This is a genomic window from Amycolatopsis sp. 195334CR (genome assembly GCF_017309385.1).
Taxonomy (GTDB): domain Bacteria; phylum Actinomycetota; class Actinomycetes; order Mycobacteriales; family Pseudonocardiaceae; genus Amycolatopsis.
Genome location: NZ_JAFJMJ010000001.1, coordinates 1,750,998 through 1,764,352, shown reverse-complemented (window position 1 = coordinate 1,764,352; position 13,355 = coordinate 1,750,998). Strand labels below are relative to the sequence as shown.

General features: G+C 72.1%; 12 protein-coding genes and 1 pseudogene. 7 read left to right on the top strand and 6 right to left on the bottom strand.

Features of this window, described 5'->3' with window-relative positions; translation table 11 throughout:
• Positions 1-47: 47 nt before the first annotated feature.
• Positions 48-512, bottom strand: coding sequence for a LysE family translocator (locus tag JYK18_RS08560; RefSeq protein ID WP_206801582.1), 465 nt, complete (start codon positions 510-512; stop codon positions 48-50).
• Positions 513-649: 137 nt separating this feature from the next.
• Here JYK18_RS08560 and JYK18_RS08555 point away from each other — a divergent pair, with 137 nt between their 5' ends.
• On the top strand, positions 650-2,809 hold the full coding sequence (locus JYK18_RS08555) for a glycoside hydrolase family 15 protein (RefSeq protein ID WP_206801581.1): 2,160 nt from the start codon (positions 650-652) through the stop codon (positions 2,807-2,809).
• A 21-nt stretch (positions 2,810-2,830) separates the two neighbouring features.
• On the opposite strand, the gene JYK18_RS08550 is transcribed toward JYK18_RS08555, so the two are convergent.
• Entirely contained in the window at positions 2,831-3,400 is a 570-nt protein-coding gene (locus JYK18_RS08550) for a peptide deformylase (RefSeq protein ID WP_206801580.1), read from the bottom strand.
• Positions 3,401-3,544: 144 nt separating this feature from the next.
• Here JYK18_RS08550 and JYK18_RS08545 point away from each other — a divergent pair, with 144 nt between their 5' ends.
• Positions 3,545-3,856, top strand: a complete 312-nt coding sequence (locus JYK18_RS08545) for a DUF3263 domain-containing protein (RefSeq protein WP_206801579.1) — start codon at positions 3,545-3,547, stop codon at positions 3,854-3,856.
• Entirely contained in the window at positions 3,853-4,488 is a 636-nt protein-coding gene (locus JYK18_RS08540; protein ID WP_206801578.1) for a LytR C-terminal domain-containing protein, read from the top strand. Before JYK18_RS08545 ends, JYK18_RS08540 begins: the two co-directional genes overlap by 4 nt.
• Before the next feature lie 98 nt (positions 4,489-4,586).
• Here JYK18_RS08540 and JYK18_RS08535 read toward each other — a convergent pair whose 3' ends face one another.
• From JYK18_RS08535 to glp, 4 genes and pseudogenes are all read right to left on the bottom strand, one after another.
• Positions 4,587-6,863 carry an AAA family ATPase gene (locus JYK18_RS08535; RefSeq protein ID WP_206801577.1) on the bottom strand — a complete coding sequence of 759 codons (2,277 nt, stop codon included), beginning with the start codon at positions 6,861-6,863 and terminating at the stop codon, positions 4,587-4,589.
• Between the two features lie 27 nt (positions 6,864-6,890).
• Positions 6,891-7,847 (bottom strand): annotated as a pseudogene (gene pssA / locus JYK18_RS08530) (CDP-diacylglycerol--serine O-phosphatidyltransferase).
• 14 nt (positions 7,848-7,861) lie between these two features.
• Complete coding sequence (locus JYK18_RS08525; RefSeq protein ID WP_206801575.1) at positions 7,862-8,566, bottom strand: phosphatidylserine decarboxylase; 705 nt, start codon at positions 8,564-8,566, stop codon at positions 7,862-7,864.
• Positions 8,567-8,788: 222 nt separating this feature from the next.
• Entirely contained in the window at positions 8,789-10,003 is a 1,215-nt protein-coding gene (glp, locus tag JYK18_RS08520) for a gephyrin-like molybdotransferase Glp (protein ID WP_206801574.1), read from the bottom strand.
• Positions 10,004-10,078: 75 nt separating this feature from the next.
• Between glp and JYK18_RS08515 the strand changes: the two genes are divergently transcribed.
• The 4 genes from JYK18_RS08515 (at position 10,079) to JYK18_RS08500 (ending at position 13,304) form a co-directional block, all read left to right on the top strand.
• On the top strand, positions 10,079-10,756 hold the full coding sequence (locus JYK18_RS08515) for a TIGR00266 family protein (protein ID WP_206801573.1): 678 nt from the start codon (positions 10,079-10,081) through the stop codon (positions 10,754-10,756).
• 11 nt (positions 10,757-10,767) lie between these two features.
• The gene (locus JYK18_RS08510) at positions 10,768-11,361 is read left to right on the top strand and encodes an AIM24 family protein (RefSeq protein WP_206801572.1); all 594 of its coding nucleotides are present in this window, start codon (positions 10,768-10,770) and stop codon (positions 11,359-11,361) included.
• Between the two features lie 106 nt (positions 11,362-11,467).
• Positions 11,468-11,674, top strand: a complete 207-nt coding sequence (locus tag JYK18_RS08505; protein WP_113694765.1) for a cold-shock protein — start codon at positions 11,468-11,470, stop codon at positions 11,672-11,674.
• A gap of 79 nt (positions 11,675-11,753) precedes the next feature.
• Entirely contained in the window at positions 11,754-13,304 is a 1,551-nt protein-coding gene (locus tag JYK18_RS08500) for a serine/threonine-protein kinase (RefSeq protein WP_206801571.1), read from the top strand.
• The last annotated feature ends 51 nt before the right edge of the window (positions 13,305-13,355 follow it).

Below are 13,355 nucleotides of genomic sequence, written 5' to 3'. Positions count from 1 at the left end.
GGTTGTCCCCCGACCATGCCATGCCGACCGCCGGATGAACAAGGGGGTCAACGAGTGGTGTCGAACGCCAGCCGGACGCCGAGGCCGATCAGGACCACACCGGTCACCCGTTCCAGGCGTCGCCGGATCTCCGCCCTGCGCAGCCAGCCGGTGAACCGGCTCAGCACGCTCGCGATCACCAGGCCGGCGCGGAAACCGGAGGCGGCCGTCGGCGGTTCGGGGGCGGCCACCCGCGATCCCCGCAGCGCCTGGAAACCCAGCCACAGCAACACGCACACCCCGGTGATCCGCAGTGCCTGGTAGGCGATCTCGGACGCGGTGAGCAACGCCGAAACGCCGAGCGCGGCGGACACCGCCCAGACCAGCACGCCGGTCTCGATCCCGGCCACCGCGGCGAAGGCGGCCCGCTTGCCGTGCACCGACTGGCGCACCAGCAGGGCGGTGGCCGGGCCGGGCACGAGGGCCAGCACGACCGAACTGAGCAGGAACGCGGTGAGGTTTCCCCAGGTCATCCGCGCAGTGTGCCCAGGGGGCCGGTGGCCGCGCGACCGGTTTTCGCGGTCAGAAACTCACCTGGATGGGCCATGCGCGGTGGGGCGGCAACGAGCAGAATGGGCCCGCTTCTGTAACGGTGCAGATTGGGGTGAGCATGCGCAGGTCGTTGATCCTCGCGGTGACCGGGATGCTGGCCGCGGGGTTGTTACCCGCGGTGGCGACGGCTGAGCCGGACGGGGGTGCGGCGCCAGGCGGTCCCGGCGCGCACCCGTTGTGGCTCCCCGCGGGGAAAACCGGGTTCGGTGGCTCGCGGGACCAGGCGAGCAACGTCTGGTTCACCCTCCACAGTGGCCAGCTGTCGGACGTGTACTACCCCGATCTGTCGACGCCGAGCATCCGTTCGCTCAGCTTCGTGGTGACCGACGGGAAGAGCTTCGCCGCCACCGATGCCGACGCGAAGTTCGAACAGGTCCGGCGCACCGACGGGCTGACCTACGAGCAGACGATCACCGACGAGAAGAAGCGCTGGAAACTGCGCAAGACCTACGTCACCGACCCGGACCGCGCGAGCGTGCTGGTCGACGTGGACTTCACTTCGCTGACCGGGAAGCCGTACCAGCTCTACGCCGTGCTCGACCCGGATCTCGACAACAACGGCACCGACGACATGGCCAAAACCGTGGGTGACGCGCTGGTCGCCAGCGACGGCAAGGTCACTTCCGCGCTCGCCGCGAACCCGTCGTTCACCAAGACCAGCAACGGTTTCTCCGGAACTTCCGACGGCGCGACGCAATTGCTCAAGTCGTTCCAGCTGAAGAGTTACGACAGCGCGGGCAAGGGCAACGTCGTCCAAACTGGACAACTCGATGCAGACGGCGTCAAGTCACGGAAGGCGACGCTTTCCCTCGGTTTCGGCGGAAAGGCCGTCGAAACGGCGAAAGCCTCGCTGAAGACCGGATTCGGCCCGGCGCGCAAAGCGAACGAAGCCGGTTGGCGCGATTATCTGCGCGACCTCAAGAAAACGCCGTCCTCGGTCGCCGGGAAACGCGATCTGTACGAGGCGTCCATGCTGATGCTCGCCGCGAGCGAGGACAAGCAGAACCCGGGTGCCTTCATCGCGTCGCCCAGCATGCCGTGGCAGTTCGGCGACAACGGCCCCGGCTGGCTGCCCTCGGGCACCTACCACCTGGTCTGGCCGCGTGACCTGTACCAGATCGCCACCGGCATGCTGGCCGCCGGCGACGAGGGCGCGGCGCACCGGTCCATCGAGTACATGTTCACCAAGCAGCAGCAGACCGACGGGCACCTGGCGCAGAACACCGACGTCGACGGCACGCCGTACTGGACCTCCATCCAGCTCGACGAGACCGCGTTGCCGATCGTGCTCGCGCAGCAGGTCGGCATCGACCCGGAGCTGTGGCCGAACATCCGCAGGGCGGCGGACTTCCTGATCGACTACCGCGGTCCGAAGGGCCAGGCGTCACCGTGGTCGCAGCAGGAGCGGTGGGAGGAGCAGGACGGGTACTCACCGTCCACCATCGCCTCGGTGATCGCCGGGCTGGTCTGCGCGGCCGAACTGGCGAAGGAGCACGGTGACGCGGCCTCCGCCGAGCGTTACCTGGCCAAGGCCGACGAGTTCAAGGGCAAACTCGCCGAGTGGACGGTGACCACGAACGGGCCGCTGTCGGACGACCCGTACTTCGTGCGCCTGACCAAGGACGGCAACGCGAACAACGGCACCGTCTACAACCTGGGCAACTCCAGCTACGACGCCGACCAGCGCGCGGTCGCCGACGCGGGCTTCCTCGAACTGGTGCGCCTCGGCATCTACGCGCCGGACGACCCGGTGATCCGCAACAGCCTCGCCGTGGTCGACGCGGAGATCTCCTTCGCCACGCCGACCGGGCAGTTCTGGCACCGCTACACCGGCGACGGGTACGGCGAGAAGGCCGACGGCTCGCAGTGGGAGATGGAGCTGCCGCCGGGTTCGCGGCAGACGTTCGGGCGGCTGTGGCCGCTGCTCGCCGGTGAGCGCGGTGAGTACGAACTGGCGAACGGCGAGCCGGCCGCGGCAAAGCGGCGCCTGCGCGACCTCGGCCGGGTGGCGGGCAGCGGCGACACCATGCCCGAGCAGGTGTGGGACGAGAACGCGCCCTCGGGGCAGCCGGGCTTCCCGACCGGCAAGGGCAACCAGTCGGCCACGCCGCTGGCCTGGACGCACGCGCAGTTCGTCCGGCTCGCGTGGTCGGTGCAGGAGGGGAAGGTGATCGAGCAGCCCGCGGTGGTGCGGTGCCGCTACCTCGGTTCCTGCTGACGGGCGGGCGACCCCGGGGACTCAGTCCTCGGGGTCGTGCTCCGGGTCGGGCAGCCACGAGTTGCCTGGCACGCCCCACTTGTTGCGCTTGAGCATGCGCTTGGCCTCGCGGGCGTACCGGCCGACCAGGCGGTCCAGGTAGATGTAGCCGTCGAGGTGGTCGGTCTCGTGCTGCAGGCAGCGCGCGAAGTAACCGGTGCCCTCTACCTCGATCGGGTTACCGTCGAGGTCCTGTCCGGTGACCTTGGCCCAGCTCGCCCGCCCGGTCGGGTAGGACTCGCCGGGGGCCGACAGGCAGCCCTCCCAGTCGTCGTCCGGGTCCGGCATGGTCTCCGGGATCTCGCTGGTCTCCAGCTTCGGGTTGACCACCAGGCCCTTGTGCCGCACCCCCTCGTCGTCGGGGCAGTCGTAGACGAAGATGCGCAGGTCCAGGCCGATCTGGTTGGCGGCGAGGCCGACTCCCTGCGCGGCGTACATGGTCTCGAACATGTCGTCGGCCAGCGTGCGCAGCTCGTCGTCGAACTTGTCGATCTCACGCGTTGGCTGGTGCAGGACGGGCTCGCCGGCGATCACGATGGGGTGGACGGTCACAGCCCGGGAGCTTACCGACGGCTTCCCCGTGACGCGCCGGGAGTGATGCCGGGACGGACGGCTACGCGCGTGATCTAATGGGCGCCGCGGAAACGACAACCGTGTGATTCGCGCACGCAAGCGAACTTGATTGCGAGGGCCCAGATGGACGCCGCGGAGTCGATGGCTCGCCGTCGCCGCCCGCCGGACGCCGCCGATCAGGCCGGGCTCTCGCCGCGGGAGCAGGAGATCCTTGCTTTCGAACGGCAGTGGTGGAAGTACGCCGGGGCCAAGGAGCAGGCCATCCGCGAGCTCTTCGCGATGTCGTCCACCCGGTACTACCAGGTGCTGAACCAGTTGATCGACAAACATGAGGCGATGCAGGCGGACCCGATGCTGGTCAAACGCCTGCGCAAGACGCGTGCCGCCCGTCAGCGGACCCGCGCGGCACGACGGTTGGGGATAGATCTGCCATGAGCTGGATCCAGGGGCGGCCGCTGCGGTTGGCTGGCTTGGTGCTGATCGGCCTGGCGCTGGTGGCCGCCGTGGCCGGCGGCGTCACCGCGCTCAGCGGGGGGAACGGCGGCGATACCGCCGCGCCCACGTCGACCCCGCCACCGGGGGATTCCGGCAGCGCGCAGAACCCGCCGCCGTCGGAGGTGCCGCCTTCACCACCCGCTTCGTCGGAGGTCCCGCCGCCGTCCTCGGCCGCGCCGCCCACGCCGCCCGCCTCCACGCCGCCGCCCGGTGAGCCGGTGCCGCCGCCCGCGCCGGGGGGTACCCCGGAGGACCAGGCCGCGGCGAAGTGGGTCACCGTGCGCGTCTACAACAACAGCACGATCCACGGCCTCGCCGCCCGCGCCGGGGACGACTTCCGGGCGCAGGGGTGGAACGTCGCCGAGACGAGCAACTACTCGGGCGGCATCATCCCGACGACCACCGCCTACTTCCGCCCCGGCGTGGCGGACGAGGAGACCGCCGCGCGGGCGCTGGGCGCCGCGTTCGGCATGCGCGTCGAACCGCGCTTCGAGGGCATCGCGGGTTCCAGCGGCGGGGTCATCGTGATCGTCACCAACGACTACCGGGGCGCCACCACCAAGGGCAAGTAGCCCCCAAGGGCCACCGCCAGCGCACCCAAACATGCTGTGAATGTGGCTTTCACGCCGGAATCGGCAGTGAAAGCCACATTCACAGCATCGGTGGGGGGTCAGTCGGCGCGGTTGGCGGCGTAGGCTTCCAGGTCGGCCAGTTGCGCCGGGTCCAGTGAGGGGCGCACGGCACCGCGGGCCTTGTCCAGGTGGGCGGCGGTGACCTCGGTGGCGTCCAGCGACTCGCGCATGGCGGTCAGCGCGGCCTCCCGGATCAACGCGGCGCAGTCCGCCGCCGAGTAGCGGTCCAAAGTGGACGCGAGCTGGTCCAGGTCGACGTCGTCGGCCAGCGGGGTGTTCTTCGAGCTGGCCCGCAGGATCGCCGCGCGGGCTTCGGCGTCGGGCGGCGGCACGTAGACCAGGCGCTCCAGCCTGCCCGGCCGCAGCAGCGCCGGGTCCACCAGCTCCGGCCGGTTCGTCGCACCGAGCACGACCACCTCGCGCATCGGCTCCACGCCGTCCAGCTCGGTCAGCAGCGAGGCCACCACCCGGTCCGAAACCCCCGAGTCGCTCGACTGGCCGCGCCGCGGTGCCAGCGCGTCGATCTCGTCCAGGAACACCAGCGACGGCGCGGCCTCGGCGGCCCGGCGGAACAGCTCGCGCACCGCCCGCTCCGACTCGCCGACCCACTTGTCCATCAGCTCGGCGCCCTTGACCGCGAACACGTTCAGCGCGCCGGTGCCCGCGAGCGCGCGCACCAGGAAGGTCTTGCCACCACCCGGCGGCCCGTACAACAGCACCCCGCGCGGCGGCGCGACCCCGAGCCGGGCGAAGGAGTCCGGGTACCGCAGCGGCCACAGCACGGCCTCGGTGAGCGACTGCTTCACCTCGGTCATGTCCCCGACGTCCTCCAGCGTCAGCCCGCCGGTGGCCAGGTTGTCCGAAGTGGACATCGAGATCGGCCGCACGCTGGCCACCGCGTCGAGCAGGTCCCGCGCGCCGATCACCGGTTCGTCGGTCTCGCGCTGGCGCAGGGCGGCGCGCAGCGCGGCCTCGCGGCGCAACGCGAGCAGGTCCGCCGCGACAAAACCGGGCGTGCGCTCGGCGATCGCGCCGAAGTCCACGTCCCCGTCGAGCGGCACGTCCCGCAGCAGGATGCGCAGCAGTTCCGTGCGCACCTTCGCGTCCGGCAGGGCGAGCGAGAGCTCCCGGTCGAGCAGGTCGCCCGCGCGCAGCCGCGGGTCCACGCCCTCGGGGTGCGCGGTGGTCGCGATCAGCGCCACCCCGGTCCGGGTCAGCGCCCCGCGCAACTGCTCCAGCAACACGGTCGCCACCGGCGGCGGGGATGAGGCGGGCAGCAGCGTGTCGATGTCGGTGATCAGCAGGACCGCCGGCGTGGTGCCGCCCGCGGTGCGCTCGATCGCCTCGTCCAGCCGCGAGGCCGCCGCGTTCGGCTCCAGCACGGCGAGGTTCGGCGCGGCCAGCGTCACCACGCGCACGTCCTCGGCCTGCCCGACCGACCGCACCAGCGTGGTCTTGCCGACGCCCTCCGGCCCGGACACCAGCACGCCGAGCTGTGCCGAAGTCCCCAGCTTCGCCAGCAGTTCCGGCCGCTGGAAGGCGAGTTCGAACCATTCGGACAACCGCCGCGCGCAACTGGCCGCCCCGGCGAGGTCGGCGACCGGGACCACCGGCTCGTCCTCGGTCTCCTCCACCACCTCGGCGTCGATGAAGTCGTCCACAGTGGACTGAGGGGCGGCGGCGGTGACGGTGACCGCGGTACCGGGCCGGGACGAAGCCGAAGCCGGGGGCACCGCGTCCCCGGTGCGCGCGCCGTCGCGCCAGGCGACCACAGTGGACGGTCCGACCGCGACCGGGCCGGACGGCTCGGCGGCGGTGACGGTCAGCAGCTCACTGGTCCACGTGCCGCCGATGGCGTTGGACAGCTTGCTGCGCACCGCGGTGACGTCCGAACCCGGCGGCGGCGCGAGGTCCTGGGGGAGCAGGGAAACCGCGTCCCCGACGGTGAGCACCTTGCCGATCAGCGCGAGCCGGACGGTCGACGGCGAGAGCGAGACGCTGGCCAGCCGCGAACCGGCGACGGTGATCGACTTCGCGGCGGCGACCTCGGCCGGGGCGACCACCACTTCCGCGCCCTCGGTGACGCCGAGGTTCGACATGGTCACGTCGTCGAGCAGCACCACCCCGGGTGGGCCGTCGCCGTCGGACGGCGCGGCCAGCGCGGCGCTCACGCGCGCGCCGGTCAGGTGCACCGCGTCCCAGGCGTGCAGGCCCAGCGCGTCGAGCACCTCCGGGTGCAGGCGGACCACACCGCGGCGGGTGTCGGTCGCGGACGGGCTGTGGCGGACGGTCAGCGTGATCTGCGGGGCACTCACGCCTGAACCCTATCCGGAACGGGCGGCTCAGTCCGAGCGGTTGCCGCGCGGGCGGATGCCGAGGCTGCGCCAGCTGCGCCCGCGGTCGCGGCGGCCGCTCGGGCCTTGGCCGCCACCGTCGTGACCGTTGCGCCGCACGGCCCGGCGGGGCCGCACCGGCCACCCGGCGCCGCAGCGGCCGACGGAGGCCGAGCCGTCGCGCGCCCGGGCCCGGCGGATCGCCCGGCGCTCGCGCGCGGGCACGTCCCAGGCCTCGGGGTGCCGGGCCAGCCAGCGGTAGCGGCGCACCGCGTAGGGCAGGTGCACCAGGTACAGCAGCATCGCCACGGCCAGCGCGATGAGCGGGTAGAGGATGATCGTCGCGGCCAGCACGCCGACCGCCACCAGCAGCGGGCCGACCGCCTTCGGCGCCACCTTGACCGTCTTCAGCGACAGCGTGGGGATCCGGCTGATCGCCAGCGCGGCGATCGCCACCGTCCACACCCACACCACGACCTGCGCCGACCACCAGCCCTCGCCGAACTGCAGGGTCAGCGTCAGCGGCAGCAGGACCAGCAGGCCGCCGGCCGGTGCGGGCACGCCGACGAAGAACTCGGCCGCGTACGGCGGTTGCTCGGTGTCGTCGAGCAGGGTGTTGAACCGGGCCAGGCGCAGGATCATGCAGACCGCGAAGACCAGTGCGGCCAGCCAGCCGACGCGTTCGCCGTCGGAGTGCCAGACGTAGAGCACCAGCGCCGGGGCCACGCCGAAGGAGATGCCGTCCGCCAGCGAGTCCAGCTCGGCGCCCATCTTGGAGGTGGCGTCGAGCAGGCGGGCGATGCGGCCGTCGAGGCTGTCCAGCACGGCGGCGATGCCGATGGAGGCGATCGCCATCGCGTAGTTGCCGGTGAGCGCGAACTGCACGGCGGACAGGCCGGCGCACAGCGCGAGCACGGTGATCGCGTTCGGCAGCAGCCGAACGCCCGGATTGGTCCGGACGGTCACTCGGGGCCCCTTACCTAGCGCTGCGGCAGCTCGGCGATGGGCGTCTCGCCGCCGATCGTGCGCTGCCCCTTGCTCACCAGCACCCGGCTGCCCGGCGGCAGGTAGGTGTCCACCCGTGAGCCGAACCGGATCAGGCCGTAGGTGTCGCCGGCGTCGACCTTCTCGCCGTCGCCGACCTCGCACAGGATCCGGCGCGCGACCAGCCCGGCGATCTGCACCACCACCAGCTCGTGGCCGTCCTCGGTGCGCAGCAGCAGCGAGTTGCGCTCGTTGTCGTCGCTGGCCTTGTCCAGGTCGGCGGAGAGGAACTTGCCCGGCCGGTACGCCACCTTCTCCACCACACCGGTGGCCGGCGCGCGCTGGACGTGCACGTCGAACACGGACAGGAACACGCTGACCCGCATCCGCGGCTCGGCGGGCAGGCCCAGCTCCGGCGGCGGGGTGGCCTCTTCGATCAGCGAGACCAGGCCGTCGGCGGCGCCCAGCACCAGGCCGGGACGGGTCGGTGGCACGCGGGCGGGCTCGCGGAAGAAGGCGGCGGTGGCCACCGTGCCGAGCCCGGCGATCAGGCCGAGCGGCTTGGAGAACCGGCGCAGCACCAGGGTGGCGGCGAGGCCGCCGAGCACGAAGGGCCGCCCGGCGCGGTGCATCGGCGGCACGGTCTCGCGGGCGAGGGTGATCGCGTGCTTGATCGGGTTGCCCGGCGCGTTGGCGCTCATCTCTGCTGAATCCCCGGGGGTCGTGGTCGGCGGCGCGGCTGGCCCGCCGCGTGGTGTGGCCACGCTACCGCCCAGCCGGGAACGCCGGGTTACCGACCGGGTACGTGCACCCCCCGACGAGTGCACGCGCCCGGTACTTTCGGCTGAATACCCGCGGAAGCCGGATTCTATTCCACCCAACGGCAGTTTGACCACTCCCCGTGCGGGGGCAATGACACGCAGTCAGAGCAGCAGCACGTTGACCTCGGCGCCCTGCGGCACCTCGGTGACCTCCTCCGGCAGCACGATCAGGCAGTTCGCCTGGGCGAACGCGGCCAGCAGGTGCGAACCGGGACCGCCGCGCGGGCCGACCTCGCCGGTCACCTCGCCGTCGGTGTGCGAGTAGAAACCACGCCGGAACTGCACCTTGCCGGCCGGCGAGCGCAGCGCCTCGGTCAGCTTCGCGCGCACCCTCGGGCGGTCCACCAGCGCGTGCCCCATCGCGGCGAGCACGGCGGGGCGGACGAAGACCTCGAACGAGACCAGGCTGCTCACCGGGTTGCCGGGCAGGGTGAACACCGGCACCCCGTTCCACCGGCCGAGCCCCTGCGGCCCGCCCGGCTGCATGGCCACCTTCCGGAACTCCACCCCGGCGCCGGTCAGCGCGTCCTTGACCACCTCGTAGGCGCCCGCGCTCACCCCGCCCGAGGTGATCAGCAGGTCCGCCGAGGCCAGCTTCGGCTCGATCACCGCGCGGAACTCGGCCACGTCGTCGACCACGCTGCGAACGGTCTCGACCTCGCAGCCGAGCGCGCGGAGCGCGGCCACCAGCATCACGCTGTTCGACTCGTAGATCTGCCCGTGCTTCAACGGGTTCGGCGCGGTGACCAACTCCGAACCGGTGGACACCACGAGTACCCGCGGCGGGGTGAACACCAGCAGCGAATCCAGCCCGACGGCGGCCGCGAGGCCGACCTGCGCGGGGCCGAGCAGGGTGCCGCGGGTCAGCGCGGTGGTGCCGCGCTGGACGTCCTCGCCGGTCCGCCGCAGGTGGTTGCCCGGTGGCACGGCGGCGAAGACGCGCACGGTTTCCGCGCCGCCGTCGGTCTTCTCCACCATCACCACGGTGTCGGCGCCCGGCGGCATCGGCGCGCCGGTCATGATCCGGTGCGCGGTGCCGGGCAGCAGCGGGGGCGAATCCACCCGGCCGGCCGGGATGTCCTCGGCGACCGGCAGGGTCACCGGGCTGTCCTCGCTCGCCTCGGCGACGTCGACCGCGCGGACCGCGTAACCGTCCATCGCGGAGTTGTCGAACGGTGGCAGGGAGACGTCGGCGGTCACATCCTCGGCGAGGATCAACCCCGCGCATTCGGCCACCGGGAGCCGTACCGGGGTCCTGGTGCCGAGCAGGGCGGTCACCTCGGCGCGATGATGTTCGACGGAGATCACGCGGACCATCCTCCTCGGCGGCGCTCGCCGTGCAAGACTCTCCCCGCCGCACGGCGATTCGACATGAAGTCACGGAGGGGTTCCATGCAGGTCAATGTCCGCCAGCAGCCGTCTTTCGCGGTCGCCAGGCTGATGCTCGCGCCGGGCGAGCCCGCCCAGGTGGAGGCAGGCGCGATGATGGCGACCAGCTACGGCGTGCAGGTCCAGTCCAAGGCGCAGGGCGGGATCATGAAGGGGCTGGGCCGGGCGTTCCTCTCCGGGGAGTCGTTCTTCATCTCCACCTTCACCGCGCCGCAGAACGGCGGCTGGGTGGACGTGGCCGCGAACCTGCCCGGCGACATCCAGGTGATCAACCTCGACGGCCGCACCGGCTGGTGTGTGACGAAGGGCTCGTGGCTGGCGTCCGCGCATTCGGTGACCACCGAGACCCGCTGGGGCGGCTTCGGCAACCTGGTCGGCGGCGAGGGCGGCTTCCTCACCCACGCGCACGGCCAGGGTCCGCTGGTGGTGGCCTGCTACGGCGCGCTGGAGACGGTCACCCTGCAGCCGGGCGAGGTGGTCACCATCGACTCCGGCCACGTGGTCGCCTACGCCGACACCGTGCAGACGCAGACCCGCAAGGTGGCCAGCGGCATCATGCAGTCGATCAAGAGCGGGGAGGGCCTGGTGTTCGACTTCGCCGGGCCGGGGCAGGTGCTGACCCAGACCCGCAACCCGTCGGCGCTGGCGGCGTGGGTCGTCGCGCAGGTGCCGCAGCGGTAGGGCGCGGGCAGATGCGGGTGCACACGCGGCACACGCCCGCGTTCGGCGTCGCCAGGGTCGTGCTCGGTCCTGGCGAGGCCGTGCAGGCGGCCGCGGAAGCGTTGCTGGCCAGCAGTTTCGGGGTGGCGCCCAGCGCACCGGTCCGCAAGGGCGGGCCGGTGGTGTTCACCGCGCCCGCCGAGGGCGGCTGGGTCGACCTGGCGCCGAAGCGGGCCGGTGACGTCTACCCACTGGAGTTCGACGGCACCCAGGGCTGGTGCGTGGCGAAGGACGCGGTGCTCGGCCGTCCCGCCGGGGTCCGCCGGGACCAGCACTGGCCCGCGCTGCAGTCGCTGTTCGGCGGCGACGGCGGGTTCCTGGAGCACTACGGCGGGGTCGGGCCGCTGATCCTGAGCTGCACCGGGCCGGTCGAGGTGTTCAGCCTCGACCCCGGCGAGATCGTCACGGTGATGCCGGGCTTCCTGGTCGCCTACCCGGACAACGTGCAGGTGCGCCTGCGCGCGGTCGACCCGGCCGGACCGCAGTCGGTGCGCACCGGCGAGGGGCTGGCCCTCGATTTCGCCGGCCCCGGCCGGGTGCTCGTGCAGGCCCGCAGCACCCGGTAGAACGCCGTGATTTTGCGACGAATTGACCATTGCCGGGCCGGTTCGATCCGGTAGCGTGAATCCACCTCACCTTGCGCTTCGGCGTGCAATACAAGGAGGAACGGGCGTGGCGGTCGGCACGGTCAAGTGGTTCAACTCGGAAAAGGGCTACGGCTTCATCGAGTGCTCGGACGGTCCCGATGTGTTCGTGCACTACTCGGCCATCCAGGCCGATGGATTCCGCACCCTGGACGAGGGGGACCGGGTCGAATTCGAGGTCCAGTCGGGCCGGGACGGCCGCAGCCAGGCGGCCGACGTCCGCAAGGTCTCCTGAGCTCCCTTTCGTCCAGTGAAAATCGCCGAGACGCCGAACCGGGAGCGGCGCCCGTGGACAGGGCATTAGGCTGCACGGCGTGACAGGCGATGTGTCGGGGGACCTCACCGGTCGCCGGCTGGGCAACTACCGCATCGACGGGGTGCTCGGCAAGGGCGGCATGAGTGTGATGTACCGGGCCACCGACGTGCGACTGGGTCGCAAGGTGGCGTTGAAGGTGATCGGCGAGCACCTGGGCGCCGACGCCGAGTTCCGCGAACGGTTCGTCGACGAGGCGCGCAGCACCTCGGCGATCGACCACGCCAACGTCGTGCCGTTGTACGACTTCGGCGAGCTCGACGGGATGCTGTACATCGCCATGCGCCTGGTCGACGGCAAGGACCTGGCCGGGCTGATCAACGGCGCGCCGATGGCCCCCGACCGCGCGCTCGGCCTGCTCGAACAGGTCGCCGACGCACTGGACACGCTGCACGACCGCGGCCTGGTGCACCTCGACGTGAAACCGGCGAACGTGCTGGTCACCAGCCGCGAGTCGGCCCGCGAGCACGTCTACGTGGCCGACTTCGGGCTGACCCGCCGCGGGGCCACCGGGCACCGCACGCGCGGGGGCGACTTCCTCGGCTCGCCGACCTACGCCGCGCCCGAGCACCTGCGCGGGGAGCCGCTGGACGGGCGCACCGACCAGTACGCGCTGGCCTGCGTGCTCTACGCCTGCCTGACCGGCAGCCCGCCGTTCAAGGGCGACGTGCCCGCGGTGATCAAGGGCCACCTCCAGGGCGAGCCGCCGTCGGTGTCGCGGGTGGTCTCGCTGCCGACCGCGGTCGACGCGGTGGTCCGCAAGGGCATGGCGAAGAGCGCGGGCGACCGGTACGGCAGCTGCGTGGAGCTGATCGCCGCGGCCCGTCGCGCGCTGGAGACCGCGGGACCGACGTCGCAGCCGGTCCCAGCGGGCCCGCCGTCGCAGCCGGTGCCCGCCGGGCCGCCGTCGCAACCGGTTGCCGTCGGCTCGCCGGCACAGCAGAGTGCACCTCAACGACCACAGGGCGAGGGGGCCCGGATGCACCCGTACGGACAAGGCGGTCCTCAGCAACCGCAGCAGCAACCGCCGCCCGGCTACGGGCCCCCGCCGGGCATGCCCCCGCAGGGGATGCCGCCGCAGGGCCCGCCGCCCGGGTACGGTCCGCCGCCCGGCTACGGCCAGCAGCCGGGACAGCCCCCGCAGGGCCAGCCTCCCCAGGGCATGCCGCCGGGCATGACGCCCCAGGGGATGCCCCCGCAGGGCATGCCGCCGCAGGGTCCCCCGCCCGGGTACGGTCCGCCGCCCGGCGACCCGATGCGGCTGCGCCCGCCGTCCCCCGCGGGTGGTTCCCCGTGGGAGGAGAAGAAGAGCGGCAGCAAGGCCTGGCTGATCTGGCTGCTCGTCGGCCTGGCCGTGGCGGCCGGTGGGGTGGTGCTCGTGCTGGTGCTCACCAGCGGCGACGACAGCGCGGGCGACGCCCCGACCGATCGCGGCACCAACCAGCCCGCGCCGTCCATCCCGGTCGGTGAGGGCCCGGCGACCGGGCAGCCCGGTGACACCGGTGGCAACAAGCCGCCGCCCGCCTCCATCCCGATCAAGCCGGGCAACTGAGACCTGGCTTTCTTGCACTCGCCCTCCGAGAGTGCTAAACAGGAATTAGCA

Excerpts from the sequence above, each read along its gene's own strand:
- JYK18_RS08560 (WP_206801582.1), bottom strand. The coding sequence starts at position 512 with ATGACCTGGGGAAACCTCACCGCGTTCCTGCTCAGTTCGGTCGTGCTG.
- JYK18_RS08555 (WP_206801581.1), top strand. The coding sequence starts at position 650 with ATGCGCAGGTCGTTGATCCTCGCGGTGACCGGGATGCTGGCCGCGGGG.
- JYK18_RS08545 (WP_206801579.1), top strand. The coding sequence starts at position 3,545 with ATGGACGCCGCGGAGTCGATGGCTCGCCGTCGCCGCCCGCCGGACGCC.
- JYK18_RS08540 (WP_206801578.1), top strand. The coding sequence starts at position 3,853 with ATGAGCTGGATCCAGGGGCGGCCGCTGCGGTTGGCTGGCTTGGTGCTG.
- JYK18_RS08525 (WP_206801575.1), bottom strand. The coding sequence starts at position 8,566 with ATGAGCGCCAACGCGCCGGGCAACCCGATCAAGCACGCGATCACCCTC.
- glp (WP_206801574.1), bottom strand. The coding sequence starts at position 10,003 with ATGGTCCGCGTGATCTCCGTCGAACATCATCGCGCCGAGGTGACCGCC.
- JYK18_RS08515 (WP_206801573.1), top strand. The coding sequence starts at position 10,079 with ATGCAGGTCAATGTCCGCCAGCAGCCGTCTTTCGCGGTCGCCAGGCTG.
- JYK18_RS08510 (WP_206801572.1), top strand. The coding sequence starts at position 10,768 with ATGCGGGTGCACACGCGGCACACGCCCGCGTTCGGCGTCGCCAGGGTC.